Source organism: Enterobacter sp. 2VL (assembly GCF_005503595.1).
GTDB lineage: Bacteria > Pseudomonadota > Gammaproteobacteria > Enterobacterales > Enterobacteriaceae > Enterobacter > Enterobacter cancerogenus.
Window position 1 is genome coordinate 207,078 of sequence record NZ_SCNE01000001.1, and the last position, 26,459, is coordinate 233,536.

General features: G+C 56.0%; 28 protein-coding genes. 11 read left to right on the forward strand and 17 right to left on the reverse strand.

Annotated elements, in window-relative coordinates; all coding sequences use genetic code 11:
* Positions 1-52 precede the first annotated feature (52 nt).
* Positions 53-1,714, reverse strand: coding sequence for a methyl-accepting chemotaxis citrate transducer (gene tcp, locus FFS28_RS01060; protein WP_137848504.1), 1,662 nt, complete (start codon positions 1,712-1,714; stop codon positions 53-55).
* A gap of 140 nt (positions 1,715-1,854) precedes the next feature.
* Here tcp and FFS28_RS01065 point away from each other — a divergent pair, with 140 nt between their 5' ends.
* Entirely contained in the window at positions 1,855-2,721 is an 867-nt protein-coding gene (locus FFS28_RS01065; RefSeq protein ID WP_042319699.1) for an aldo/keto reductase family oxidoreductase, read from the forward strand.
* 59 nt (positions 2,722-2,780) lie between these two features.
* Here the strand turns inward: FFS28_RS01065 and FFS28_RS01070 are convergent, their stop codons facing one another.
* Positions 2,781-2,990, reverse strand: a complete 210-nt coding sequence (locus FFS28_RS01070) for a hypothetical protein (protein WP_101737807.1) — start codon at positions 2,988-2,990, stop codon at positions 2,781-2,783.
* Positions 2,991-3,220: 230 nt separating this feature from the next.
* Here FFS28_RS01070 and FFS28_RS01075 point away from each other — a divergent pair, with 230 nt between their 5' ends.
* The gene (locus tag FFS28_RS01075; RefSeq protein ID WP_101737806.1) at positions 3,221-4,609 is read left to right on the forward strand and encodes a M24 family metallopeptidase; all 1,389 of its coding nucleotides are present in this window, start codon (positions 3,221-3,223) and stop codon (positions 4,607-4,609) included.
* 99 nt (positions 4,610-4,708) lie between these two features.
* Here FFS28_RS01075 and yajD read toward each other — a convergent pair whose 3' ends face one another.
* Together yajD and FFS28_RS01085 are read right to left on the reverse strand one after the other, a co-directional pair.
* Positions 4,709-5,056, reverse strand: coding sequence for an HNH nuclease YajD (yajD, locus tag FFS28_RS01080; RefSeq protein WP_006174999.1), 348 nt, complete (start codon positions 5,054-5,056; stop codon positions 4,709-4,711).
* Positions 5,057-5,140: 84 nt separating this feature from the next.
* Entirely contained in the window at positions 5,141-5,722 is a 582-nt protein-coding gene (locus tag FFS28_RS01085) for a nuclear transport factor 2 family protein (protein WP_137848505.1), read from the reverse strand.
* A 107-nt stretch (positions 5,723-5,829) separates the two neighbouring features.
* Between FFS28_RS01085 and FFS28_RS01090 the strand changes: the two genes are divergently transcribed.
* From FFS28_RS01090 to FFS28_RS01100, 3 genes are all read left to right on the forward strand, one after another.
* Positions 5,830-6,708 carry a LysR substrate-binding domain-containing protein gene (locus FFS28_RS01090; protein WP_137848506.1) on the forward strand — a complete coding sequence of 293 codons (879 nt, stop codon included), beginning with the start codon at positions 5,830-5,832 and terminating at the stop codon, positions 6,706-6,708.
* 116 nt (positions 6,709-6,824) lie between these two features.
* Positions 6,825-7,853 carry an LLM class flavin-dependent oxidoreductase gene (locus FFS28_RS01095; RefSeq protein ID WP_137848507.1) on the forward strand — a complete coding sequence of 343 codons (1,029 nt, stop codon included), beginning with the start codon at positions 6,825-6,827 and terminating at the stop codon, positions 7,851-7,853.
* 23 nt (positions 7,854-7,876) lie between these two features.
* A complete protein-coding gene (locus FFS28_RS01100) occupies positions 7,877-8,824 on the forward strand; it encodes a zinc-dependent alcohol dehydrogenase family protein (RefSeq protein ID WP_137848508.1) in 948 nt (315 codons plus the stop codon).
* A 14-nt stretch (positions 8,825-8,838) separates the two neighbouring features.
* On the opposite strand, the gene FFS28_RS01105 is transcribed toward FFS28_RS01100, so the two are convergent.
* A complete protein-coding gene (locus tag FFS28_RS01105; RefSeq protein WP_006175004.1) occupies positions 8,839-9,873 on the reverse strand; it encodes an AI-2E family transporter in 1,035 nt (344 codons plus the stop codon).
* Between the two features lie 133 nt (positions 9,874-10,006).
* On the opposite strand from FFS28_RS01105, the gene FFS28_RS21890 reads away from it, so the two are divergent.
* The 3 genes from FFS28_RS21890 (at position 10,007) to mdtI (ending at position 10,975) form a co-directional block, all read left to right on the forward strand.
* Positions 10,007-10,177, forward strand: a complete 171-nt coding sequence (locus FFS28_RS21890) for a protein YdgV (RefSeq protein ID WP_006175005.1) — start codon at positions 10,007-10,009, stop codon at positions 10,175-10,177.
* Between the two features lie 119 nt (positions 10,178-10,296).
* The gene (gene mdtJ, locus FFS28_RS01110; RefSeq protein ID WP_058608901.1) at positions 10,297-10,659 is read left to right on the forward strand and encodes a multidrug/spermidine efflux SMR transporter subunit MdtJ; all 363 of its coding nucleotides are present in this window, start codon (positions 10,297-10,299) and stop codon (positions 10,657-10,659) included.
* Positions 10,646-10,975, forward strand: a complete 330-nt coding sequence (gene mdtI, locus FFS28_RS01115) for a multidrug/spermidine efflux SMR transporter subunit MdtI (RefSeq protein ID WP_006175007.1) — start codon at positions 10,646-10,648, stop codon at positions 10,973-10,975. Before mdtJ ends, mdtI begins: the two co-directional genes overlap by 14 nt.
* Positions 10,976-11,048: 73 nt before the next feature.
* Here mdtI and FFS28_RS01120 read toward each other — a convergent pair whose 3' ends face one another.
* The 5 genes from FFS28_RS01120 to ynfM all read right to left on the reverse strand — a co-directional run bounded on the left by FFS28_RS01120 (position 11,049) and on the right by ynfM (position 15,511).
* Positions 11,049-11,870, reverse strand: coding sequence for a trypsin-like serine peptidase (locus FFS28_RS01120; RefSeq protein ID WP_006175008.1), 822 nt, complete (start codon positions 11,868-11,870; stop codon positions 11,049-11,051).
* A gap of 101 nt (positions 11,871-11,971) precedes the next feature.
* Positions 11,972-12,055 (reverse strand): small membrane protein YdgU, encoded by an 84-nt coding sequence (ydgU, locus tag FFS28_RS21895; protein WP_455580143.1) that lies wholly within the window; start codon positions 12,053-12,055, stop codon positions 11,972-11,974.
* An 87-nt stretch (positions 12,056-12,142) separates the two neighbouring features.
* Positions 12,143-12,511 (reverse strand): acid resistance repetitive basic protein Asr, encoded by a 369-nt coding sequence (gene asr, locus FFS28_RS01125; RefSeq protein WP_042319707.1) that lies wholly within the window; start codon positions 12,509-12,511, stop codon positions 12,143-12,145.
* Positions 12,512-12,659: 148 nt separating this feature from the next.
* Positions 12,660-14,147 carry a carboxypeptidase M32 gene (locus tag FFS28_RS01130; RefSeq protein ID WP_137848509.1) on the reverse strand — a complete coding sequence of 496 codons (1,488 nt, stop codon included), beginning with the start codon at positions 14,145-14,147 and terminating at the stop codon, positions 12,660-12,662.
* A gap of 110 nt (positions 14,148-14,257) precedes the next feature.
* Positions 14,258-15,511 (reverse strand): multidrug efflux MFS transporter YnfM/SxtP(Kp), encoded by a 1,254-nt coding sequence (gene ynfM / locus FFS28_RS01135; RefSeq protein ID WP_137848510.1) that lies wholly within the window; start codon positions 15,509-15,511, stop codon positions 14,258-14,260.
* Between the two features lie 120 nt (positions 15,512-15,631).
* Between ynfM and ynfL the strand changes: the two genes are divergently transcribed.
* From ynfL to bioD, 3 genes are all read left to right on the forward strand, one after another.
* On the forward strand, positions 15,632-16,531 hold the full coding sequence (ynfL, locus tag FFS28_RS01140; RefSeq protein WP_137848511.1) for a multidrug efflux transcriptional activator YnfL/SxtR(Kp): 900 nt from the start codon (positions 15,632-15,634) through the stop codon (positions 16,529-16,531).
* A 127-nt stretch (positions 16,532-16,658) separates the two neighbouring features.
* Positions 16,659-17,879, forward strand: a complete 1,221-nt coding sequence (gene mlc / locus FFS28_RS01145) for a sugar metabolism global transcriptional regulator Mlc (RefSeq protein WP_042319713.1) — start codon at positions 16,659-16,661, stop codon at positions 17,877-17,879.
* A 130-nt stretch (positions 17,880-18,009) separates the two neighbouring features.
* Positions 18,010-18,705: a dethiobiotin synthase gene (bioD, locus tag FFS28_RS01150; protein ID WP_006175014.1), complete on the forward strand. Its 696-nt coding sequence runs from the start codon at positions 18,010-18,012 to the stop codon at positions 18,703-18,705.
* Here the strand turns inward: bioD and clcB are convergent.
* The 7 genes from clcB to FFS28_RS01185 all read right to left on the reverse strand — a co-directional run bounded on the left by clcB (position 18,640) and on the right by FFS28_RS01185 (position 26,444).
* Positions 18,640-19,950: a voltage-gated ClC-type chloride channel ClcB gene (gene clcB / locus FFS28_RS01155; protein ID WP_058608896.1), complete on the reverse strand. Its 1,311-nt coding sequence runs from the start codon at positions 19,948-19,950 to the stop codon at positions 18,640-18,642. The genes bioD and clcB overlap by 66 nt on opposite strands.
* Positions 19,951-20,052: 102 nt before the next feature.
* A complete protein-coding gene (gene osmV / locus FFS28_RS01160) occupies positions 20,053-21,201 on the reverse strand; it encodes an osmoprotectant ABC transporter ATP-binding protein OsmV (protein WP_006175016.1) in 1,149 nt (382 codons plus the stop codon).
* The gene (osmW, locus tag FFS28_RS01165) at positions 21,201-21,848 is read right to left on the reverse strand and encodes an osmoprotectant ABC transporter permease OsmW (RefSeq protein WP_137848512.1); all 648 of its coding nucleotides are present in this window, start codon (positions 21,846-21,848) and stop codon (positions 21,201-21,203) included. Before osmW ends, osmV begins: the two co-directional genes overlap by 1 nt.
* 9 nt (positions 21,849-21,857) lie before the next feature.
* Positions 21,858-22,757: an osmoprotectant ABC transporter substrate-binding protein OsmX gene (gene osmX, locus FFS28_RS01170; protein WP_137848513.1), complete on the reverse strand. Its 900-nt coding sequence runs from the start codon at positions 22,755-22,757 to the stop codon at positions 21,858-21,860.
* 18 nt (positions 22,758-22,775) lie between these two features.
* Complete coding sequence (gene osmY, locus FFS28_RS01175; protein ID WP_006175019.1) at positions 22,776-23,486, reverse strand: osmoprotectant ABC transporter permease OsmY; 711 nt, start codon at positions 23,484-23,486, stop codon at positions 22,776-22,778.
* A 236-nt stretch (positions 23,487-23,722) separates the two neighbouring features.
* Positions 23,723-24,475, reverse strand: a complete 753-nt coding sequence (locus tag FFS28_RS01180) for a YoaK family protein (protein ID WP_137848514.1) — start codon at positions 24,473-24,475, stop codon at positions 23,723-23,725.
* A 235-nt stretch (positions 24,476-24,710) separates the two neighbouring features.
* The gene (locus FFS28_RS01185) at positions 24,711-26,444 is read right to left on the reverse strand and encodes a polyurethane esterase (protein ID WP_137848515.1); all 1,734 of its coding nucleotides are present in this window, start codon (positions 26,442-26,444) and stop codon (positions 24,711-24,713) included.
* Positions 26,445-26,459: the final 15 nt, after the last annotated feature.

Genomic DNA, 26,459 nt, shown 5'->3' on the forward strand with positions numbered 1-26,459 from the left:
TGGCGCAACACGCCCCGGTTCATTGGCATTATTGTGTCTGCGGGCGCATATGTCAGAAGGTTCCCCAGTTGGCGTCTGCGGCATTTGCCGTGGCCGTCGCCGGGCGCAACAGCTGAGGTGTTTTCACCCCGGTCGGACGTGGGGCAACCGTCTCCTGCACGTTCAGGCGAAAAGCTGCCACGGCCTGACGTAACTGCCCGGACTGATCTTCCAGCGCGGCGGCTGCGGTGGCGGACTCCTGCACCAGCGCGGCGTTTTGCTGTGTCACGCTATCCATCTGAGACACCGCCAGGCTTACCTGCTCAATACCGCGGCTTTGCTCGTCAGAGGCGGATGAAATCTCGCCCATGATATCGGTCACGCGGGTGACCGCCGCGACGATCTCTTTCATGGTCGCACCCGCCTCGCTCACCTGGTCTGAACCGGTGTTTACCCGGTTGACCGAGTTCTCGATAAGCCCTTTGATCTCTTTTGCCGCCTGCGCACTGCGGCTGGCTAAGGTGCGAACTTCGCCCGCGACCACGGCAAAACCCCGACCCTGTTCGCCCGCGCGTGCGGCCTCGACCGCCGCGTTCAGCGCCAGAATATTGGTCTGGAAGGCGATGCTGTCAATGACGCCGGTAATATCCGCAATTTGCCGCGAGCTGTCGGCAATGTTGGTCATGGTGCGTACGACGTTATCCACGACCTGCCCCCCACGTGCAGCGGTTTCAGAGGCGTTCTTCGCCAGCAGCGTCGCCTGTCGGGCGTTGTCGGAGTTCTGTTTCACCGTGGCGGTCAGCTGCTCCATGCTGGCAGCCGTCTCTTCCAGCGAGGCAGCCTGCTGCTCGGTCCGGGCCGAGAGATCGTTGCTGCCGGCGGCTATTTCGCCCGCCCCGGTATAAATGGCGTCCGTGCTTCCGCGAACGGCGCTCACCGTGCCGATCAGCGACTGCTGCATCTCGTGCAGACCGGCTGCGAGCTGGCCCATTTCGTTACGCCCGGAGAGGTGAAGGGTCTGTGTCAAATCGCCGCTCGCGATGGTACGAATATGGTTCATAATGGTGTTGAGCGGTTTTAACAGCATGCGCTGCAGCCCCTGCCAGATGACAATCAGCACGGCAATCACCGCCAGCAGGATCGCCCCCAGCGTCCACTGCATCTGGGTAAAGCTGCTCTGGTTCTCAACGGCGGCGGCCTTAAGCAGGGTATTGTTTTCAGCGCGCCAGCGAGTGTAGACGGCCTCCATATTATCCTGCGCCTGTTGCGCATCAAGATCGCCATAAGCCTGGTAATTGTCTGCACGCAGGTACGCAATCGACAAACGCATCACCTCATGCATCTGCTTCCAGGCGGCCTGCATCTCCTCGGTTAAGGCCGCGTTCTGGCCCTTAACCTGCGGCATTTTCTGCCAGTCGTTGTGATACGTTTCGGCCTTAACCAGTGAGTCGCTGGCGGTACCCAGCAGGGTGTTGATCGCGGCAAGAGACGCCGGGTCGCGCTGGTTTTTCAGATAGCGGATCGCCACGCGGGTGACGGTCACGCGTGTTTTCACCAGCGTATTCACGCTGTCGCTCAGGCTCTCCTGTTGGGCGTTAAGTACCCCGGAGTTCTGGAAATTATGACGGTCGTTGCTCACGGCGGAATAGAACAAGCCTCCCGTGACAACTTGCAGCAGACAGAATATGGTGAGAGCAAAGAGAATACCGGTGATCACGTGCAGGTTTTTCAGCATAGCGGTCGTCCATTAGGATGCAGGGGTTGCATAATTACTATCGTCGTAGCCCCTTTAAACTTTAATTAACTATTGCTTAACTAATGGTTTCCATACGGAACCTGTTGTAAATCCGAGTCATTTTTATGAGGAAGGTCAGCATGAGCAGCATTGATAAAAGCGGGACGTTTACGCTTGGCACGCGTACGGTTAAACGGCTGGGTTATGGTGCAATGCAGCTCGCCGGGCCGGGGGTGTTTGGCCCCCCGAAGGATAAACAAGCCGCGCTGGAGGTGCTTCGCGAAGCGGTAGCAGCCGGCGTCAATCACATTGATACCAGTGATTTTTACGGGCCGCACGTGACCAACCAGCTTATCCGCGAGGCGCTGCACCCGTACCGGGACGATCTGACTATCGTGACCAAGATTGGGGCTCGCCGTGGGGAGGATGCTTCCTGGCTGCCGGCGTTTTCCGCTGCGGAACTGACGCAGGCGGTACACGATAATTTGCGTAACCTTAAGCTGGACGTACTGGACGTGGTGAACCTGCGGATCATGTTCAGCGCGCACGGTCCGGCGGAAGGCTCAATTGCCGAACCGCTGAGCACGCTTGCAGAGCTTCAGCAGCAGGGGCTGGTAAGACACATCGGTTTGAGTAATGTCACCGCCGCGCAGGTTGCCGAAGCGCAGAGCCTCGCAACCATCGTCTGCGTGCAAAACATGTATAACATTGTTAACCGCGGCGATGATGCGCTGGTGGATTCCCTTGCGCAGCAGGGGATAGCCTACGTGCCGTTCTTCCCGCTCGGGGGCTTTACGCCGCTGCAATCGTCCGGGCTGCAATCGGTCGCCGATACGCTGGGGGCAACGCCGATGCAGGTTGCGCTGGCATGGTTACTGCAACGTTCCCCAAACATCCTGCTTATCCCGGGCACCTCGTCCGTGGCGCATCTGCGGCAAAATCTTGCCAGCGCGGACCTTGAGCTTCCACCTGAGGCGCTGGATGCCCTGAATTCCCTGTCGAGTTAAGCGTGCCGATATAAGCCCGGCGATCTTTCACCGGGCTTTTTTCTGACGGGCGCACGGGCTTATTTCGCCCCGGTCGCCACCTGACGGCTCTGCCTGTGCAGCGCCAGCGCCTCCGCCACAATTTCCTGCTTGCTCTTGCGCGTTTCATACGCGGTCGTCCTGACGTATTCCATCAGGGCAGCATCGATGCGTGCGCTCAACATTTTCAGGTCAGCCTCCTTTGCTAAACCGCGCGCCGTCCGTTTGTCGGGATAATCACGGGTTGGCATAGAAAACGTCCTCCAGAATGTGTCTTGTTAATTTGTGCTGTAAAATATGATATCAAGAGAAAGCAAAGTCAATGCATAGTGTGTTCATAGTGAATTTCATTTTCTGGGTTAAGTCATTTTGATGTGTGTATGAAGTGACTTTTATCACCCTTTTGTTTATCGGGTTAGCTATGTGACGGGTACTACGGCATGATAAAACGTCGTTTAGCGCAGATCGTGAGGGTAGAAGAATGGATTATAAGGCAGTGCAGTTGCAGATTACGGAAGCACCCGAGACATTCCCGGATGTGGCGCCCGTCCCGCTTACGGATGACACCCTGGCGTCGCGTAAGGCGAAGATTCTTGCGCGCATGCATGAGGAGGGGTTTGATGCCCTGATGATTTATGCCGATAAAGAGCATGGCAGCAATTTTGAGTACCTGACCGGTTTCATTCCGCGTTTCGAAGAGGGCCTGCTGATCCTGACGCAGCGCGGGGAGGCGACCGCAATCCTTGGCAATGAAAATCTCAAAATGGCCGCCCATTCACGCATCCCGGTGAGCCTGAAACACAGTCCTTATTTCTCACTGCCCAACCAGCCCATGGACAACGAAAAACCGCTCGACGCCCTTTTCCGCGAGGTCGGGTTGTCGGACATGGCCCGGATCGGGCTGGTCGGCTGGAAAATGTTCACCGCAGCCGTGACAGACAATAAACAGTTGTTTGATATCCCGTCGTTTATCGTTGATGCTGTGCGTGAGTCTGCCGGGGCGAATGCAAGCATTGAAAACGCCACCTCACTGTTTATCGGCGGGGATAACGGCGTGCGCACCATCAACAACGCGAATGAAATTGCGCACTATGAATATGGCGCAAATCTGGCGTCTACCTGCATGCTGAACGCCATGAATGCGGTAGAACCCGGCATTCGGGAGGCGGAACTCGGCAGCTATCTGGCCGCGCAGGGGCAATATAATACGGTTGTCACCATCGCCGCCGCCGGGACACGTTTTGAAAAGGCCAACCTTTATCCCACGTTTAAGCCCGTTGAGCGCGGCCAGCCGCTGTCCATGACGACCGGCTTTCGGGGTGGGTTGTCCAGCCGCACCGGATTTGTCATCGCAGATGAAAGTGAGCTGCCGGAAACGCAAAAAGACTATCTCGACCGCATCGCAAAACCCTATTTCGCCGCGGTCGTCACCTGGCTTGAACATATTCACGTTGGCATGGTGGGCGGGGCGCTTTATGCGCTTATCGAATCCGTTCTGCCTAAACACAAATATGGCTGGCATCTGAATCCGGGCCATCTCAGCGCGGAAGAAGAGTGGATGTCATCGCCTGTGTTTAGCGGCTCAACGCAAACCCTGAAAAGCGGCATGATTGTGCAAATCGATATCATCCCTTCCGTGAAGGGCTATACCGGCGTCAGTGCTGAAGAGAGCATTGCACTGGCTGACGCTCAGTTGCAGGCCGAGATCCGGCGCGCTTATCCCGAGCTGTGGGCAAGGATAGAGGCCCGCAAACGTTATCTCACTGACGTGCTTAAGATTAAGCTCAGCGACGATGTCATACCGCTGTCCAACACCGTGGCCTATTTACGGCCTTTCCTGCTGGCGAAAGAGCGCGCTTTTACCTGCTAAGTATGGGGAACGCCGGGGGGACTCTAACCACACCATGGGATTGCGAAGATGACACTGCCCAATCTCAGGCAGTGTCGTTGCCTGACGCACGCGGAGAGGTTATTTCTTTTTATTCATCAACGACTTTAAATCCGCGAAAGGGTTGTAGGTCGCTTCGCCGACATCTTTCTGCGCATCTTCACCCGCCACCACGGTGGTGCCGTACTGATCCGCTTCGGTGTACTTCGAGTGTTCATGGTCGTGACAAAACAGGCACAACAGCTCCCAGTTACTGCCATCTTCCGGGTTATTGGTGTGATCGTGATCGATATGATGGACTGTTAACTCGCGAAGGTTGGAGTAAACAAATTCCCGCGAGCAGCGCCCGCACACCCACGGGTAAATTTTGAGCGCTTTCTCGCGGTAGCCGCTTTCCAGCCGCGCGTAGTTTTTGGGGATCAGAGCCATTTCAGTGATTACCTGCGATTGAGTTCAGGCCGCAAATATATCGCATAAGTCCGCAGAAAGGTAACGGGATCCCGGTTATCGCGCTCAGGCTGCGAGCCAGCGCTGACCGTCGGCCTTCATTTTCGCTTCCAGATCGCTGCCGCGTGTGGCAAATACTCGTCCGAGAGGAAAACCACTTTGCTCAAGCAGGTAGGCGAGGGTGGCATATTCACGCGGGTATTTTGCAACGACAGTGCGATCTATCTCCACCGGGCCCAGCGGGAAGGTGAACGTGCCCATGTCGTAGATACTCTGGCGGTGAAAGAGCTTCCAGACGCCGTCGCGTTTTTCGGCCAGATCGTAGAAACGGTTGTGGCATTCGCAGCCAATATTGAGCTTCACATTTTCAGCCACGATCATCGCGTTGGTTTCAAGGATCGCTTTAGTCCCTTCAGCATTAAACGTCACGGCAGGCGTCGCGATAAAATGTTTGGTGCGCAGATCAGATGCGCCCATGCGCATAGAGCCGTCGACAAAGTCGCTCGCCAGTCCTTCAAACCAGGTGATCTCAATCGTGCCGTCGGGATGGAAAAGCTCACGCAGCGCATGCCATTCGCCAAGGTCCCGGTGCATCCAACCATTCATTAAATCACTGAGTTGATGTCTGTCATTTTCCAGATTACGCATTGTGTTTCCTCCTGTTATGGGATGGATGCAGTTTGACGCCATAACACGCTAAAATGAAATATATAGATATGACTGATTAATCATTTTTAATTATCGATGAGGTGGGTATGGAGCTTCGCCATCTGCGTTATTTTCTGGCAGTCGTGCAAGAGGGCCATTTCGGTCGGGCGGCAGAAAAAATGAATATCGTGCAACCGGCCCTGAGCATGCAGATCAAAGCCCTGGAAGCAGAACTGGGTGGCCCGCTGTTTGTGCGCACTAGTCGCCGGGTCGAACTGACTGATGCCGGAGAACTTTTTATGACCGAAGCCCGGCGCACGCTCGAACAGGCGGAGCACGCGAAATTGACCGTGGCGCGCGCCATGCGTGGCGAAACGGGGCGGGTACGGGTAGGGTTCGCAGGCAATGCTATTTTCAGCGGAAGGTTGATTGCAGACCTGCGCCTTTTTCATCAACGTTTTCCTGACGCTGAGCTCATGATTCAGGAAGTGGGCCCGCAGAACCAGGTCGAGGCGATTCGTGCCGGACAGTTGGATATCGGGTATACCCCGATAAGCAGCACGCTTTCAGCACCGGAAATTCACGCCCGGCGCATCGGAGCCTGGGAGTTCCTTGTCGCGATGACGGACGATCACCCACTCGCTCAGCACCCCTGTTTGACCATTGGAATGCTGGCCGGGAAGCCGCTTGTGCTTTACGACGCGCATGATGCGCATGAGCATCTGTTTATCATGCTGACTCAAAAGCTCGGAGAGCAGTGTCATGTGGCGTACCGCTCCGGCAGTACGCTGAGTATTCTGGCGATGGCGGCGACCGGGTTAGGGCTGGCGTTGATCCCGGCCCCGCTTCAGCAGGTGAACATCCCGGGGCTGGTTTATCGTCCTTTGAACGAGCCCGATTTCACCGCCAACCTTGTACTTATCAGTCGTAAGCAGGAGCCGAGTGCAGCAGTGAACGCCTATCTGGGGCTGGTGGCTGGCACGTGATAAGCGTCACGATCGGTCCGTCAATTTATTTGACCTGGTCAGTGAAAGAAACGGTATTTATTCTCATCATGGAATGCGTAAAGTGGGGGAAACCCGTTTTAACCAGGATACGCGTTATGAAAAAGATCGGCTTTTTGTCATTTGGTCACTGGACGCCGTCGGCGCAGTCTGCCACCCGTTCTGCGGCGGACACGCTGCTGCAATCCATCGATCTGGCCGTTGCGGCCGAAGAGCTTGGCGCTGACGGCGCGTATTTCCGCGTGCACCACTTTGCCCGCCAGCTCAGCTCGCCGTTCCCATTGCTGGCCGCCATTGGCGCGAAAACCAAACGGATCGAGATTGGCACGGGCGTTATCGATATGCGTTATGAAAACCCGATGTATATGGCCGAGGAGGCGAGCGCGGCGGATCTGATTTCCGGCGGTCGCCTGCAGCTGGGCATCAGCCGCGGCTCACCGGAGCAGGTGATCGACGGCTGGCGCTATTTTGGCTACGTGCCGCAGGAAGGCGAAAACGAGTCGGATATGGCGCGCCGCCACACCGAGGTACTGCTTGAGGCGCTGCGTGGGGAAGGCTTTGCGAAACCTAACCCGCAGCCGATGTTCCCGAACCCGCCGGGACTGTTGCGTCTGGAACCCCACTCTGAAGGTTTACGCGACCGAATCTGGTGGGGGGCAGGCTCGAATGCCACGGCGGTGTGGGCCGCTCAGCTGGGTATGAACCTGCAAAGTTCGACGCTGAAAGATGATGAAACCGGCGAGCCGTTCCATATTCAACAGGCAAAACAGATCCGTGCCTACCGCGAGGCATGGGCGCAAGCCGGGCATACCCGGACGCCGCGCGTGTCGGTGAGCCGCAGCATCTTTGCCCTGATGAACGATCGTGACCGGAGCTACTTTGGTGCAAGCCGCAACGACAGCGACAGCGTGGGCTTCCTCGATGAAAAAACGCGTGCGATCTTTGGTCGTAGCTATGCAGCGGAGCCTGACAAGCTGATTGATCAGCTGAAACAGGACGAAGCCATCGCTGAAGCGGATACTCTGTTGCTGACCGTGCCAAACCAGCTGGGTGTGGATTACAATGCGCATGTTATTGAATCCATTCTTAAGCATGTTGCACCGGCACTGGGCTGGCGCGACAGCTAAACCGGCCTTCACAGCGAGACATAATGGAAAATCTTGCCCTCTGGTATCGCCGTTTCGGCGAGCCAGACAGCGTTCTGCAACCTGAGGTTTCGCGGCTCAACGCCCGCTCCCCGGAGCATTTGCGGGTGCAAATGCTCTTTTCGCCGGTCAATGCCTCCGATCTTATCCCGATAACCGGCGCGTACCGCCACCGGACGTCATTACCGGCGGTGGCGGGGTACGAAGGGGTCGGGATCGTCACTGAGGCACCCGAGGCGTTTGCCTGCCTTCTGGGTAAACGCGTGCTGCCGCTGAGGGGGCAGGGAACCTGGCAGCGCTACGTGGATTGCCCGGCCGGGTATGCGATCCCCGTGCCGGACGATATCGACTCAACGCTTGCCGCACGAGCCTATATCAACCCGCTGGCGGCACAGATGATGCTGGATAACCATCCGCCAGACGGGAAAACAATACTCCTGACGGCGGCGGGCTCTGACTGTGCGGTGTTGCTCGGGCAGTGGGCGCGCCAGGCCGGAGCGCAGGCGGTGTACGGAATCTATCGCTCGCCTGTCCATGCCGGGCGGCTCGCCGCCATGGGGATCATCCCCATTGCACAGCAGGATACGGCAACAATCAACGCGGTTGCTGCCCGCGCGGACGTGGTGTTTGACGCCACGGGCGGCAGCCTGGCGGAGGCGATCCTGGATGCCATGCCGGAGAAGGGCGTCTTTGTTTGCTATGGGCTGCTGAGCGGGCAAACCTTCCGTCAGCAGCGGGCGCTACCGCGCGTGGCGTGGTTCCATATTCGGAACTCACTGGGTGCACTGAGCACAGAGGCATGGCAGGCGGAGTTCGGGCGCATCTGGCCGAAGCTGCGGGCAAGCCTATATCGCGACGCCACCCTCTATCCCCTGACGGAGTGGAAGGCGGCGCTTGCCGCGTATCGTGAAGCCGGAAGGCTCGATAAGCCCATGCTGGCGATGGGCGTCTGAACCGCCGGCACCCCTTATTTATGGCTCATATCGCTGAGTAATACCGCGATGCTTTGCCCGCCCGCGGTTTGCTCAAGGCCGATTTTCACAATGATGGTCAGGGGAACGGAGAGCAGCATCCCGACCGGGCCAAGCAGCCAGCCCCAGAATATCAACGATAAGAAAACGACAAGGGTGGAAAGCCCGAGACCGCGTCCCATCATGCGCGGCTCCAGTATGTTTCCGAAAATGAGGTTAACGATCAGGTATCCCGCCAGCAGAACAAGCGCATCGTACAGCCCGCTGAAGACCAGAACCTGAAGAATCGGCGGGATCGCCGCCAGCACCGAACCAATGTTGGGAATATAGTTCAGGGCAAAGGCCAGCAGTCCCCAGACGAACGCAAAGCGGACGTCCAGGGCCATCAGCATGCCCCAGACTACCGCACCCGTCACCAGGCTGATGGCGGTTTTCAACACCAGATAGCGAGAGACGCTGTCCAGCGCGCGCTGAATAGCGCCCATGCCCTCAACCGGGCGGACCATCATTTGCTGCAGTTTGGCGGGCAGCTGCGGCACTTCCAGCAGCATAAACACCACGGTCAAAAACAGCAGGAAAATGGAGGTCATGGCGTTGGAGAGCTGGGCCAGCAGGCTGGTGACGATGGTCATGGCCGCATTGGGATCGATATACCTCAGCAGCTCTTCAACAGAAATTTCTATGCCCGCACGCTGCAGCCATGGCTCGAGTTGCATCAGCGGGATCGCCAGCGACGAGCGGTATTTGGGCAGCGTGCGCGCCAGCTCGTTCAGCGATGTACCTAGATAGGCCACCAGCAGCACCATGGCGACAATAATAATGCCGATCAGCAGCGTAATGGCCAGCACCCGCGGTATGCGCAGCCGGACCATGCGGTGCACCAGCGGATTGAGGATCACTGCGATGAACAGCGCCAGAATAAAGGGCACGATAATGTCAGCGGCAAAGCGCACGCCGGTCAAGATAATCACCAGCATGCCCAGCATAATGACAATCTTGAGTCCGTTCAGGGTAATGATGGGTTTGGCCATGGACGTTCCTGAATAATCTTTTTATTTATAATAGATGCGAAAGCCGTTTAAAAAAACTAACCAAAATCAAACAAGCTGGGTAAAGAATTGAAAAGGCTTTGAGTAAATTCCTGGCTTATGGTACAAATCAGGCGTGTTCAACTACCGAGGACAATTTTCATCCGCAAAGACGAGAAGCAACAACGCGGATAATTGTAATATTATGGACAATTTGTTCAGGACGTATTTTTCAAAAAACACCGCTGTCATTTCTTCCTCCTTCTGCCTTCTCTTTGGTGAGCAACACTGGCACACCGCGCTGTAGTCACATCTTCTGCCTGAGCTGGCGCTATGCGCTTAGCTGTCTGATTTAATTTCATATTTTTAGGGTTTGCTGTGCTCAGCGGGCCTCGATGGATTATATTCTCAAGCAGGAGAAAAACCATGTTTTACTGGATTTTATTAGCATTAGCGATCGTCGCTGAAATTACCGGCACGCTGTCTATGAAATGGGCCAGCGTCAGTGATGGCAACACCGGCTTTATTTTAATGCTGGTGATGATTACCCTTTCCTATATTTTTCTCTCCTTCGCGGTTAAAAAAATCGCACTGGGTGTCGCCTATGCGCTGTGGGAAGGTATCGGTATTTTGCTGATCACGTTGTTCAGCGTGATGTTATTTGACGAAACGTTATCGACCATGAAGATTGCCGGTTTGACCACGCTGGTGGCCGGGATCGTGCTGATTAAATCGGGTACACGTAAGCCGACAAAACAGCCAAAGGAGCAGACCCATGCAGCAGTTTGAATGGATCCATGCGGCCTGGCTGGGACTCGCTATCGTGCTGGAAATTGCGGCTAACGTTTTTTTGAAGTTCTCGGACGGTTTTCGCCGTAAGTTTTACGGCCTGATGTCGATTGCTGCTGTGCTCGGGGCGTTTAGCGCCCTGTCACAGGCGGTGAAAGGCATCGATCTCTCAGTGGCGTATGCGCTCTGGGGCGGATTCGGTATCGCCGCCACTCTGGCCGCGGGCTGGATCCTGTTCGGTCAGCGTTTAAATAACAAAGGCTGGATAGGGCTGGTGCTGTTACTGGCGGGCATGATCATGATTAAATTCGCCTGATCCCCCTCCACCAATGTTTACAGGCAGCGACATTCGCTGCCTGTGTTACGTTTGGGGGAGACGAAAAAAGACGTTACTGCTGCGCCAGTGCGTCGAGCTTGTCACGAAAGCCGGTCACGGAGAGCGCGCGGTTATCGGCACGCCAGCGGTCTTTGGCGGCGGGCGCAGAGCTTTGTACCCCGATTAACTGCCAGCCGTTGTCGGTTTTTAACATCAGCGGCGAGCCGCTATCTCCCGGTAAGGTATCGCACTGATGCGAAAGCACGCTGTTTTGCGCCCAGCCTGTGACGACGCAGTCCGTGTGGGTATAAAGCGCATCCAGATGATCGACAGGGTAGCCTGACTGCGTGACTTTGCGGTCGGCCGCTTTCAGCGCGGCGGTGAGCGCCGCTTTGTCTCCCTCAAACAATGGCAGCGGGGTAATGCCCGACGGCGGATAACGCAGCACGATCAGACCAAAATCCCATGAAGCAGCCGCAGGCGGCACGATCCAGCCATCGCCATCGGGCTTGAGCCTTTTACCGAGCGACGGATCAACGCGGCCTTCAATCCCGTGGATTTCATAGCGCCATATCCCTTTTAGCGACACGAAGCGCAGGGCGACGGCTTTGTCCGGTTTCCCGTTGGGCGGAGTGAGCAGGCAGTGGCCTGCCGTCAGGGCAAGCTTAGGGGTAATGAGCGTGGCGGTACAGAGGTTACCGCTGGCGGTCTCCAGTTGACCTATGGCATCCCAGGGGGCCTGAGTGGGATCGGCAACGCGCGTGCGGTCGTCATGACCAAAAAACAGCGTCTTGACCTCTTTCGCGCTTATGACGCTTTCATCACCATCATCCGCATGGGTAAAGCCAGAAAAAAGCCCAAACGTTCCCAGTAACAGCACAACAGATTTACGCATATCACACTCTGGTGGGGTAATTATGATTATTAAAAGTGAACCCTGTAAAAATACTATAGACGGGACGGCGCTAAAGTGGGAGTAAAATCAGCGTGCTACAGTCAGGAAAGATAAAAATGGCTTGCGATGAGCGCGCATAAAATAAGGAAGATAAGAATGAGCTCAAACCGATAGCGTCGCAGCATACGCCCTCCGGATAAAAAACGGCGCTGACAATCTGTTCAGCGCCGGTTTACCAACGTGTCCCGAAGGACACGGTTCAGCGTGTACGCTTATGCTGCTGGCTGTGCAGCAGGTTTAGCCGTTTCGTGTTTTACCGCTTTTTTGTGATGCTTTTTAGCGGCCTGCGCTTTCTGTTCAGCCGCTGGCTTGGTCGCTTTTTTGTGATGCTTTTTCGCCGCCTGTGCTTTCTGCTCTACCGCAGGCTTGGTTGCTTTTTTGTGGTGCTTCTTCGCTGCCTGCGCTTTCTGCTCTGCAGCAGGTTTAGCCGCTTTGTGATGCTTTTTATGGTGAACGGTTTTAGCCGGAGCAGCGGTAGTGGTCGTTGGCGCAGCAGCAGGCGTCGCGGTAGTTTCTGCAGCGAACGCAGCAGAAGACAGACCCATAGCAGCGGCAACAACCAGAGCTAATACTTTTTTCATGTTCATACCCTCGAATTTGGTTTTTCAGTTAACCCCACTGCGGGGCCGTTGAAATAACTATATCCCTGTAAATTCTGGGTTTCCGTGAGTGATTGGTATCCGCGTGTAACCATATGTACAACGCCGGGTACGAACCCGGCGAAGGCGGTTACAGATAGCGTGAGGTCAGATGCTCGCGGAAATAGCGAACGTTAAGATCTTCGCCGGTGGCCTGAGCGATCAGCTGTGAGGTGGTGAAGCGGCTACCGTGTTGCCAGATGTTCTGGCGCAGCCAGTCAAACAGAGCGCTGAAATCACCCTCAGCGATAGAGGCCTCTAGGTCAGGCAGCGCCGTACTGGCGGCGTGGAACAGCTGTGCGGCGTACATCGCCCCCAGCGTGTAGGACGGGAAGTAGCCGAAGCCGCCGTCGGTCCAGTGGATATCCTGCATGCAACCGTTGCGGTAGTTGTCTTTGGTGGACAGTCCGAGCAAGGCCTGCATTTTTTCATCCCACAGGGCCGGAATGTCATCCACTTCAATCTCGCCATTAATCAACGCACGTTCAATTTCATAACGCAACACCACATGCGCGGGATAACTCACTTCGTCGGCATCGACACGTATGTAGCCCGGTTTAACGCGCTGGTTCCAGGCGGTAAAGTTCTCTTCGCTAAAGGCCGCCTGGCTGCCGAAACGGGCATGCACCGCCGGGAGCAGGTGCTTCAGGAAGGCATTACTGCGCCCCAACTGCATCTCGAAGAACAGGCTCTGGGATTCGTGGATGGCCGTGGAACGCGCCAGCGCAATCGGCTGCCCGGCCCAGGCGCGGGGCAGGTTTTGTTCGTAACGGGCATGGCCGGTTTCATGGATCACGCCAAACAGGGCGCTGAGCAGTTCGTTCTCATCATAGCGGGTGGTGATGCGCACATCTTCCGGCACACCGCCACAGAACGGATGCGCGCTGACGTCCAGACGACCACTGTTAAAGTCGAAGCCAAGCATCTTCATGGCTTCCAGCCCCAGCTCACGCTGCGTCGCCGTCGGGAAAGGCCCCTGCGGCGGAACGAACGACTGCTGAGCCTGCTTTTCAACAACGTTTGCCAGCAGGTCCGGCAGCCAGGATTTCATATCGCCAAACAGTACGTCGAGGCGAGCGCTGGTCATATCGGGTTCAAAAATATCCAGCAGGGCATCGTAAGGCGAACAGCCTTTAGACTCGGCGCGCAGACGCGCCTCTTCGCGGCTGAGCTTGACTACCTCTTTCAGATTGGCAGAAAAACCCTGCCAGTCATTGGCGGGACGTTGGGTACGCCAGGCATGTTCACACTTGCTTCCCGCCAGCGATTTGGCCTCTACAAGCGATTCCGGCAACAGCGAGGCCTGCTGGTAATGGCGCGTCATTTCGCGCAGATTAGCCTGTTCAACGTCATTCAGATCCTCCTGCGCCGCCGCTGCCAGCCAGTCGCCCACTTTTTTATCGGTCAGGATCTGATGTTGCAGGACGCTCATCTCCGCCAGGGCTTCACCGCGCGCAGCGCTTCCGCCCGGAGGCATCATGGTAAACATATCCCAGCTGGCGATGGAGGTGAGGTGGGAGAAACGGGAGAGACGCTGGAATACTTTTACAAGTTGTTGGTATTGCGGATTTTTTTCCATTCTTGTTCTTCCTTCTGGATGGGAATGTTTTCAGGAGCGTTCGTGGATAGTAACAAAATTTCAACACAAACCCTGCACATTTCCTGCACCAGAAAGAAGGGGCTCCAGGGCTATTTCAGTCGTTTATGCAAACTCCCACCCACCAGCAGCGCCGCACACAGCATCAGGGCGATAAACGCGCCGACGCCGTTCCAGCCGTAGTTATGCCAGAAGACGCCGCCGAGCGTCCCGGCAATGCTTGAACCGAGATAATAGCTAAAGAGATACAGTGACGACGCCTGGCCTTTAGCACGGCGGGCGCGCGGGCCAATCCAGCTGCTGGCGACGGAGTGGGCGGCAAAAAAACCGGCAGAGAAAAGCAGCATGCCGGTAAAAATCAGCCACAGGGAAGAGAACAGCGTCATCAGCAGGCCGAGCAGCATCACCGCGGTCGAAACCAGCATCACCGGACCACGGCCGAAGCGTGCAGTCATCGCTCCGGCTTTCGGTGAACTCCAGGTGCCGGTCAGATAGGCGACAGACAGTAGACCCACCACCGCCTGGCTCAGGTGCCACGGGGAGAGCATCAGACGGTAGCCGATGTAATTAAACAGCGTGACAAACGACCCCATCAGCAGGAAACCGGTCAGGAATAAACGCGGCAGCCCTTTATCCCGCCAGTGCAGACGAAAATTGATAAACAGCGTTTTCGGGCGCAGGGACGTCGGGCGGAAGTGGCGTGACGCGGGCAAAATTTTCCAGAACATCAGCGCGGCGGCAAGGGCGAAGAGACCAATTACCGCCAGGGCAATGCGCCAGTTAAAGAAGTCGGTAAAGACACCGCTCAACAGACGGCCGCTCATCCCGCCGATGGAGTTCCCGCTGATGTACAGCCCCATCGAGAACGCGACGAAGCTCGGGTGGATCTCTTCGCTGAGGTAGGTCATGCCAACTGCCGCCACGCCGCTTAGCGATAAGCCAATCAGGGCGCGCATCACCAGAATGCCGTGCCAGCTGGTCATCATGGTGGACAAGAGCGTGCATATGGACGCCAGCATAAGCGCCGTGACCATCACCTGTTTACGGCCTATCGCATCTGAAAGTGGTCCGGTAAACAGCAGGCCCACCGCCAGCATGCCGGTTGAAATGGAGAGCGAAATACTGCTGGTGGCAGGCGAGACGCCAAACTCATGGGATAAAACGGGCAGGATGGGCTGAACGCAGTAGAGCAGGGCAAAGGTGGCCAGACCGGCCGAAAAGAGCGCCAGCGTGACGCGCATAAACTGAGGGGTACCACGTTTGATGAACTGCACCGGCTGTGCTGCTGGGGGCAAATCATCGATATCGCTTGCCGGATCGATATCGAGGGTAGATGTACGACTCACACGGTTTCCTTGCTTAACATCCCCGGGATGACGGGTGACGAATATGACCACAGGATCAGAGTAGGAAAATGTAAATATTCTGTCTAATATATTAATAATCTCAAATGATACTTTAGAAATATGAATATTGAGCTGCGTCACCTACGTTACTTCGTCGCGGTCGCTGAGGAGCTGCATTTTGGCCGCGCCGCCGCGCGTCTGAATATCTCCCAGCCCCCGTTGAGCCAGCAAATTCAGATCCTCGAGCAGCAGATTGGGGCACGCCTGCTCGCCAGGACTAACCGCAGCGTAAGCCTGACCGCGGCGGGCAGGCAGTTTCTTGCCGATAGCCGACACATTCTGGGTCTGGTGAACGACGCCGCCGCCAGGGCGGAACGCCTGTACCTGGGCGAAACGGGGGAGTTACGCATCGGTTTTACCTCCTCGGCACCCTTTATCGGGGCAGTATCGGCCACGCTTTCCTCGTTTCGCCGTCACTACCCGGACGTGCATATTCAGACCCGCGAAATTAATACCCGTGAGCAAATTTCGCCCCTCAACGAGGGGTCGCTTGACCTCGGGCTGATGCGCAATACTCCACTCCCCGACACGCTTGCGTGGGAGATTATCCTGCGCGAGCCGCTGATGGCGATGATCCCGCGCGATCACCCGCTGGCCGCAAAGCCCATCGTCACCCTGACAGAGCTGGCAGCTGAGCCGTTTGTCTTTTTTGATCCGCAGGTGGGCACAGGCCTGTATGATGATATCCTTGGATTACTGCGTCGCTACGATCTCACGCCAACGATCGCCCAGGAGGTGGGAGAGGCGATGACGATTATCGGCCTGGTGGCGGCAGGGCTGGGGGTTTCGATCTTGCCGGCCTCCTTTAAGCGGGTGCAGCTGCGCGAGATGCGCTGGGTTGCGCTTGCCGAGGAGGATGCGGTCTCTGAGATGTGGCTGGTGTGGTCAAAACATCATGAATTGAGCCAGGCGGCACAGCGTTTTAAAAAGCAGCTTATCAGCGCCTCACAGGGGCGATAAATACAGGGAAAAGTGGGCAGAAATGTGCTGTAAATCACATGGCTAAGTAAAAATTTGACGGCGGCCATTGAAGTGCTTCACCATAGCCCACAGTTTATTTCGAAGCTCGAAAATAAGGGAGTACGAGGTGGTTGCTGATAGTCAGCCAGGGCATATTGATCAGATTAAGCAGACCAACGCTGGCGCGGTGTATCGCCTGATTGATCAGCTCGGACCGGTTTCGCGCATCGATCTTTCGCGCCTGGCTCAACTGGCGCCTGCCAGTATCACGAAAATTGTTCGCGAAATGCTGGAAGCCCATCTTGTTCAGGAGACAGAAATCCAGGAGCCGGGCAGCCGTGGACGTCCGGCGGTAGGGCTGATTGTCGAAACCGAGGCCTGGCATTACCTCTCGATGCGCATAAGCCGCGGTGAAATCTTCCTTGCCCTGCGCGATTTAAGCAGCAAGCTGGTGGTGGAAGACCGTCTGGATCTGCCGCTTGATGCCGAACAGCCGCTCCTTGACGCCATTCTCACTCATATCGACCAATTTTTTATACGCCATCAGCAGCGCCTCGAGCGCCTGACGGCGATCGCCATCACTCTGCCCGGCATCATTGATACGGAAAATGGCATTGTGCATCGCATGCCGTTTTACGACGGCGTGAAAGAGATGCCCCTTGGCGATGTGCTGGAGAGCCATACCGGGGTGCCCGTCTATATTCAGCACGACATCAGCGCCTGGACGATGGCGGAGGCCTTGTTTGGTGCCTCGCGCGGCGCGCGGGACGTGATTCAGGTGGTTATCGATCATAACGTCGGGGCCGGCGTGATTACCGACGGACGCTTGCTGCATGCCGGAAGCAGTAGCCTGGTTGAAATTGGTCATACTCAGGTCGACCCGTACGGTAAGCGCTGCTATTGCGGCAACCACGGCTGCCTGGAAACCATTGCCAGCGTAGAAAGCGTGCTGGAGCTGGCGCAGGTGCGTCTGAGCCAGTCGATGAGTTCCTCGCTTCACGGCCAGCCCTTAACCGTCGATTCCCTGTGCGCCGCCGCGCAGCAGGGCGATCTGCTGGCGAAGGACATCATTACCGGCGTGGGGAATAACGTGGGCCGGATCCTCGCCATCATGGTCAATCTCTTTAATCCACAAAAAATTCTGATTGGTTCGCCGCTGAGCCAGGCACCCGATATTCTCTTTCCGACGATATCCGCCTGCATCAATCAGCAATCTCTGCCCGCGTACAGCAAGAATATCGTGGTTGAAAGCACCCAGTTTTCTAACCAGGGCACTATGGCCGGCGCGGCGCTGGTCAAAGATGCAATGTATAACGGTTCTTTACTGATCCGTTTGCTTCAGGGTTAACTCTTTTCCAGAGATGTACGAAAAATTGCGCTATCTCAAGCCGGGTAGCGCAGGCATCCCGTAGACTTCCTGCACTGAATTATTTACCTGGTTTATATTTTCAAAGCATACCCAAGGGGTGGAGTGAGTCATGCTTAAGCGTTTCTTTGTAACTGGTACTGATACTTCTGTCGGGAAGACTGTTGTATCCCGCGCGCTATTGCAGGCCCTGGCGGCGAGCAATAAACGCGTTGCAGGCTACAAGCCGGTCGCAAAAGGCAGTAAAGAGACGCCAGAGGGGCTGCGCAATAAAGATGCTCTGGTCCTGCAAAGCGTCTCATCCCTGGAGCTGCCTTATCATGCGGTCAATCCGATTGCGTTAAGCGAAGATGAAAGCAGCGTGGCGCACAGTGGCCTGATCAATTACACGTTGTTATCCGATGGGCTGGCGAACCTCAGCGCGCAAGTGGATCACGTGGTGGTTGAAGGCACCGGCGGCTGGCGCAGCCTGATGAACGATTTGCGTCCGCTCTCGGAGTGGGTGGTGCAGGAACAACTGCCGGTGGTGATGGTGGTGGGGATCCAGGAAGGGTGCATCAACCATGCGCTGCTCACGGCGCAGGCTATCGCTAACGACGGCCTGCCGCTGATTGGCTGGGTGGCGAACCGCATTAACCCGGGGCTGGCGCATTACGCTGAAATCATTGACGTGCTCAGCAAAAAATTACCCGGGCCGCTGGTGGGCGAACTGCCTTACCTGCCGCGTGCCGAGCAGCGCGAGTTAGCGCAATACGTCGACCTCTCTGCTCTCGGCGGTATGTTGTCCGTAGATAGAGTCGTGGCGTAACGTCCGCGAAAGCACCGACGCGACCACGCACGCAACCAGCAGGCCGGGCAGTAAGACATACTGCCCGGTCATTTCGCATACCATTAATGCCGACATGATTGGCGCATGCGTGGTCGCCGCGAGCAAGGTCGCCATTCCCGCCAGCCCCAGTAAAATCGCCGTTTCTGAGCCCGGTAACCACAGCGCAAAAATCTGCGCAAACAGCATGCCCGTCCCCATGCCGATAAACAGCGTGGGCGTAAATACCCCGCCCGGCGCGCCTGAGCCGCTACTGGCCAGCACCGCCAGCAGCTTGCAGAGAAACACCCCCGCAATCACCGACAGCAGCGGCGGCGCGAGAAGAAAAGCCTGCACCACGCTGTAACCATTGCCCCACACTTTAGGCGTGATAATCGACAATAACCCGACGATCAGCCCGCCAAGCGCCAGCTGTAACGGTGGCGTCAGCTTCAGCCGCAGAAACAGGGCGTGGCTGTAGGTCATGAGCCACATCAGCAGCGGACCGCAGACGCCCGCGATCAGCCCCATCCCGACAATCAGAGAGTAATCCGCTGCGCTGAGCGCCTGGCTAAGATGCACCTCATAGAGCGTGTTGGCTCCGGGGCTTAACAGACGAGTGGTGAGCAATGCCACCACGGCGGCGATGACCACCGGCCCGAGGGAGGCCAGCATCAGCGTCCCGAAGAGGATTTCTGCAATAAACAGACTGCCCGCCAACGGCGCGTGGTAGGCACTTGCCATCCCGGCGGCGGCTCCGCAGGCGATCCACAGCTTCCACTCTGATTTTGGCGTGAAGCGCTGGGCAAAGAAGGAGGCGGCGAGGGCGGCGAGCAGGATCATCGCACCTTCCCGGCCAATGGCGCTGCCGCTGGCAACCACCAGCAGCGAGGCGAGCGACTTCACCAGGCTGGCCCCATAGTCAAACTGCCCATCGCCGGTCTCCAGCGCTTCCATATAATCCGTGGGCGCGTGCGGGCGCTGTGCCGTAAAGCGTTGCCATCCCCACAGCAATAGTCCGGCGGCCAGCCCGCCGAGTGCAGGCGTTAATGCCCGTCGCCAGGGCGATAATGCGGCGGCGGCGTTCACCAGGCTGCCGCTGTTGTTACTGAGAAACAGCCACTCCAGCAGATACATAGAATGCCGAAACAGGGCCACGGCCAGCGCGGCCAGTACGCCTGTCAGGGTGGCGATCAGCAGGCGGCGAAACATCGCGCGGATGTCGGGATAGGCATGTAGACGTTGCATGGGTCACGCGTAAACGGGAAAGATACAATATTGTGGCGGGAAATCGCGGGGTTAGCAAAAGGTATGCGTGCGAAAAAGCCGGGCAACGCCCGGCCAGAAAGGTTAACTGTCGCTATGGATATTCAAGGCCCGGCGCGTGCGCCCTGAACTGAGGTATTCCGCGATGTAATCTTGCGAAATCTCGCCGTTATAGCGCCCCTCTTCGTCGACGATAGGCATCCAGCTGGTGTTACTTTCATACAGACGGGACAGCACCACGCGCAGGTTATCTTCCGCTTTACCGGTCATGCGGAACGGATGGATGATATCGCCGCAGGCACCGCTGGCGTTACGGGCTTCACGGCGCTTAACGAACCCCAGCGGCTTGCCCAGCTCGTCGACAACGGTAATGGCACGGATATCGTTGTCATCCATGGTGGCAAACGCCTCCGAAAGCGAGGTAGACGGACGCACGGTGAGTGTCGGTTGCTGGTCGGTAACATCCCCGGCTGACACCAGCAGCAGGCGCTTCAGGGTACGGTCCTGCCCGACAAACGAGCCGACAAATTCATTCGCCGGTTTCGCCAGCAGTTCGTCAGGGCTGGCGCACTGAACAATGCGTCCCTGGCGGAACACGGCAATACGGTCGCCAAGCTTCAGCGCCTCGTCAATGTCGTGGCTGACCAGCATGACCGTCTTTTTCAGCTTACGCTGCATCTCGAGGAACTGGTTCTGGATCACTTCGCGGTTAATCGGGTCGACCGCACCGAAAGGTTCATCCATCAGCAGTACCGGAGGATCGGCTGCCAGGGCGCGGATCACGCCGATACGCTGCTGCTGGCCGCCCGACATTTCACGCGGGTAGCGGTTAAGGAACTTGTGCGGATCCATGGCAACCATGTCCATCAGCTCTGCAGCGCGCGATTTGCAGCGTGCTTTGTCCCAGCCCAGCATGCGCGGCACAACGGTGATGTTCTCTTCGATGGTCATGTTCGGGAACAGGCCAATCTGCTGAATAACATAGCCAATATTGCGACGCAGGGTCACGGTATCCATCTCGCTGGTGTCCTTGCCGTTTACCAGGATTTTACCGCTGCTCGGGGTGATAAGGCGGTTAATCATCTTGAGCGTGGTGGTTTTACCGCAGCCAGACGGGCCGAGCAGGACGCACATTTCCCCTTCCGGGACGTTCAGATTAACGTTATCCACGGCTTTAACGGTCTGGCCGTGCTTCTGTGAAAATTGTTTGGTGAGGTTTTCCAGTTTTATCATTATCGAATCCCCTTCGGAGTCAGGACGATCTGCAGTCGATGGAGTAACCAGTCGAGCACAATCGCTAAAAGACAAATCATCAATGCGCCGGCAATCAGCATACGAATATCGCTCCCGCCAATGCCGTTAAGCAGCAGCAGACCCAGACCGCCCGCGCCAATCACCGCGGCGATGGCCATCACGCCGATGTTCATTACGACGGCGGTACGGATCCCGCCAAAAATCACCGGTAACGCCATCGGGATTTCCACCCAGCGCAGGCGCTGCCCGAAGGTCATGCCAATTCCGCGACCCGCCTCACGCAGGCCCGGCGGCAGGCTGTCGAGCGCCGTATGGGTATTTCGCACAATCGGCAGCAGGGAGTAGAGGAATACCGCTGTAACGGCGGGCAGCGCGCCGATACCCTGGCCGACAAGCGAGAAGAGGGGGATCATCAGGCCGAAGAGGGCAATGGACGGGATGGTGAGCACAATGGTGGCAATGCCCAGCACCGGCGTTGCCAGCCATTTGTGGCGAACAATCAAAATCCCCAGCGGAACGCCGATAATAATGGCAAGGCCGACGGCCAGCGCGACCAGCCACAGGTGCTGCAGCGTCAGCATTAACAGGTAATCCCAGTTGTCTAAAATATAGTGAACCGTATCCATAGCGTCTCCTTACAGCAGATTCTTGCTACGCAGGAAATCACGGGCGACCTGCTGCGGTGACTGATGATCGATATCGACCTTTTTATTCAACTCGGTGATAACGTCGTTATTGAGCTGGGCCGAGAGGGTGTCCAGCGCCTCTTCCAGACCAGGGTTAGCGTCCAGCGTGTCTTTGCGCACGACCGGTGTAACCGCGTAGCTTGGGAAGAAGCCTTTATCATCTTCCAGCACTTTGAGATCGAAGCCTTTTACGCGCCCGTCGGTGGTGTAAATCAGCCCGGCATCGACAAAGCCATCGCGCACCGCGTTATAGACCAGACCGGGGTCCATCTGGCGGATTTGCGGGCGATCCAGCGGCATGTTGTACGCCGCCTGCAGCGGTTTCATGCCGTCGCTGCGCCCGGCAAATTCAAGGTCGAGACCCAGCAGCCAGTTATTATCAGGATCGGTTTTGCGGATGTGCTCAATCTTCGCCACCATCTGTGACATGGTGGTGATATGTTCCGCCTCGGCGCGTTTGCGCTGCATCGCGAAAGCATAGGTGTTGTTCATATCAGCAGGCTTGAGCCACACCAGACCGTGCTTCGCATCCAGGCGTTTTACCGTTTCGTAAGACTCCTGCGGCGACATACGTTTATTGATGTGGTTAAAGATGATCAACGACGTACCGGTATATTCCCAGGTCATATCAATCTGTTTATTGATCATCGCATTGCGGGAGATCACCGTGGCGATATTGGTTTGCGGCTGAACCTGAAAACCCTTCTTTTGCAGATACTGCACGGTCATGGCCGACAAAATGTGCTGCTCGGTAAAGCTCTTGGTCGCCAGGATTAGCGGGGCGGCGAACGTCTGGCTGGTAAAGAGCGCGGCGGCGCAAAACGCCGTCAGGCCGGAATACAGTCTCATAAAAGCTCCTTGTTATAATTATCGAGCGAGATGCGGGCTCATCAGGCGGCCCAGCGCCGCCAGCAACGTATCCAGAATCAGGGCGAACAGGGCGGTGGCCGCGGCACCCAGAATCAGCGTCGGGAAGTCGTTGAGGTAGATCCCCGGAAAAATCAGCTCGCCGTAGCTGCTGGCACCAATCAGGAAGGCCAGCGGTGCCGTACCGACGTTAATAGCGGTGGCGATGCGGATGCCGGAGAGCATCACGGGCCAGGCGTTAGGGATTTCAACCTGGCGCAAACGCTGCCATTTGGTCATCCCGATCCCGTTGGCGGCTTCCAGCAATGACGCCGGAACGGAGCACAGCCCGGCATAGGTATTGCGGACAATGGGCAGCAGCGACGCGAGAAACAGCGCGATGATCGCGGGGGTATCGCCGATACCAATCACGACCATTGCCAGCGCGAGAACCGCCAGCGGTGGCAGCGTGTTACCGACGTTAAATATTTGCATCACGTATTCCGCCACGCCTCGCGCAGCCGGGCGGCTGAGCAAGATCCCACTGGGAATACCGACCAGCAGGGCAAAGAACATGGACGAGAACACTAAAATGAGATGTTGTTGCCCGAGATAGACCAGGTCAACCTGCCGCGCCTTGATCGTCTCCAGCCCAATACCCCATGTGAGGAGGGCGAGAACCACGATAATCGCGCCGACAAAAAGCAGCGAACGTTTAAGTAATGGGTGCATTGCGGTGTGTCTCCCTGTGCGCATGCGTTATAGCAACCTGGGTTGCCTGTTGTTATGCCATGTTTCGGCAGGGGTATAAGAGCTATAGCAAGCGTTTGGGACGGGTTCCAGCGAAGGGGGAAAATCAGTAACCCTATGAAACTAGTGAGATCATGGGTTAAGCCTTACGGGGTAAGGGTTCGTATGCGGCGGGCAGAATTATCTGAAAGCGATCTTATAAAAGTGACGCTGTAACTTTATTGCCTCGCCCTACGTATATTGGCACGCACCCGACGTACGCGAAGGGAGGTGCTAACGATGGAAAAAGCAGCAATGAGCACCAGCATCAGCCCCAGCGCCAGCATTGCGGTAAATCCTAACCAGCGGAACAGGATCAGCCCTGCAATACCGCCCGTGATAAAGGAGAAAAGGGTAGTTAAATGGGTTTTCAGCTGGCTTTTCTGCGCCGCCGTATCTTTGGAATAATCCCGACGCATCATGGCGACCACCACTGAGGCCAGCGATATCCCCGCATCGGTCAGCGTCCCGGTAATGTGCGTGGATCGGACGCGTCCACCGGAAAGCTGAGTAGAGGTGGAATTATGAATCCCCATTAACCCGCAGAGGAAAATAATAATTTCCCGGTTGGTGGAGAAGGCGTGAAAATAGATTTCATATAAGGCTACCCCGGTCAGTAATATCCCTTCCACCAGCAGAACCTGGCTAAATACCAGCCTGACATTATGGATAACGCCCCACAGGACAATCATGCGCGCCACTATCGCGCCCGTGACAAACGCCAGAATCAGCGTGCCGAAGAAAAGGATATCGTCCAGATCCGTCGAGGAGACTTCGCTGGAGAGCTGTGACGTGTTGCCGGTCATATGTGACGGAAAAAAGCCAAACGCCCCCAGCGCAATGGCGTTCAGCACCCCTGCAGAGGTCGCCAGCCACAGTGCAAGCCGCCGATCCTCCCGGTGCGTGCGCGCTTTTTTAAATTTAATCAGCAAGGAATACCTCCGGTTTGCGACCTGCCTCAACAGTCAGACTAGCAAAGCGGCATCACGGGCTGACCAGGATAGTGCTTAATTCGTACCCTGAGAATGTCACCTCAACTAATGCCGGGACGTGAGGCGGTTGACGTTTTAAAAATCGGTCAGTTACATGAACAGATAAGGATGGAGACAAAAAGCAGGATGAACAGAAAGGGAAATATCCCCACAGGCGATCCCGTGGGGATGGGACTTATGCCACAGCAATATGCATCTGTGAAAGCATATCGCTATTAACCCCTACCAGCGTGACGCTGCTGTCACCATACGTCAGCAGGGCGCTATCGCCTTCAAACGAAAGGTGGTTAAGATAGCTGTCATTATCGGCAATACTTTCGTTAGCCATGAAGACCAGGCTGTCGGTGGTTGAGAGGTTGTAGACAGTGTCGTGGCCGAAATCACCATAGAAAAGAAGCGTATTATCGCTGCCGTTCAGGTGAATCGCGTCGTCGGCATAGCCTGAAACCACGTTGTTATTGTTACCGATAACGCTGATATCGCTGTCATTGGCCCCTGAATAGAACCAGCTATCATTGCTGGCGGTAGAAACGGTGAAACTGTTCTGCGTGTCAGCATAATAGCTGTTGGCATAGGCGAGGGAGCCGCTGTTGCCTTCTAACCCATAATCCGTTACTTCCCATGTCGCGTTCTGATTGAAGTGAATACCAAACAGGCTGAATAAGGTGTAGTCAGCATTAACGTACTGGATATCTTCTGCTCGGGTAATATCCCCGGTAGAATACTTAAAGTACAGCGTTCCCTCAGCGTCGTGGCTGAAGGTGAAATCGGCGACATTACATTCCGTGACGTAGGAATTGCTGCCCGCGCCGCCATAAATAACGTTATAGCCACTGTGATCTTTTAAGCTATCATCACCACCGCCACCGCAGAGATAGTCGTTACCTTTACCCCCTTGTAATAAATCGTTTGTTTCCGTGCCAACAATAAAGGTTGACCCAACATGCGTGGTGGATTTATTCAAATCGGACACCCAGGTTGTCGAGCGGTATTCCTCAGAAAGATTGGATACGATGATATTTGAATTCTGATGCGTTAAATCATAGATTTCAGAATTCATAATGCGTAACGCGCCGTCGGTATACCCCTGACCGGAATGTCCGGCCCATGCCGCCATATTTGCGATGGAGAAGATCTGTAAATCATCGGTCAGGCCTGCATAATAATCATTGAATGAAACAATATTATTGGTACAGGTCTCAAGCGGGGTGTCATGATTAAACAAGCTGTCCAGGGATAAACTGTGGCCTGTTAAAACGCGAAATACCGGGTCGTTCTCGTAGCCGATATTCAGGACTTTATCATCGGCCAGGTTTTGGGTAGGAGAAGCGAAAGCGACGTAGCTCGACTCCTCATAAAAACCGCCCCATTGACCCTGTGCGGAAAGGGTTGCCATGCTGTTAACCGCCAGTCCGCCAAGGCTATGCCCGGTAATAATTACGTCGTCACCCGTCAGTCCATTCGCTGTCGCAAATGCGGCCACTGAACTCATGAGGTTTTTATAGGCGTTGAGCACATAGTTATCCGCATAGCCGTCGATCACCGCCGATAAGCCATCGCTTACGGTATCCATCACTGTGTTAATCGTATGCAGAATCGACGGTGCGCTGGCATAGGTGCCCGTTCCCCAGAAGCTGATACCGATATTGACGAGCTTACCGTTGGCATCATATTTCCCCATCATGTTGCACTCGGCGCTGGATTCCAGAAGGCTTTCGCCATAAAACGCGCCATAAGGGTTAGCACAACCTGAATAGTTGAGCGTTTTACCGTCTAACACTTTCCAGCCATTCTCTTCGCTATAGGTATAATCAGGATACGTCGCCGCACCAAAATTAATACTCTCTATGGTCAGCGCATCCTTAATAAGCTGCGTGTTTTTCTCACCCTGATAATCAAATACAGGCATGGTCTGTCCCTCTGT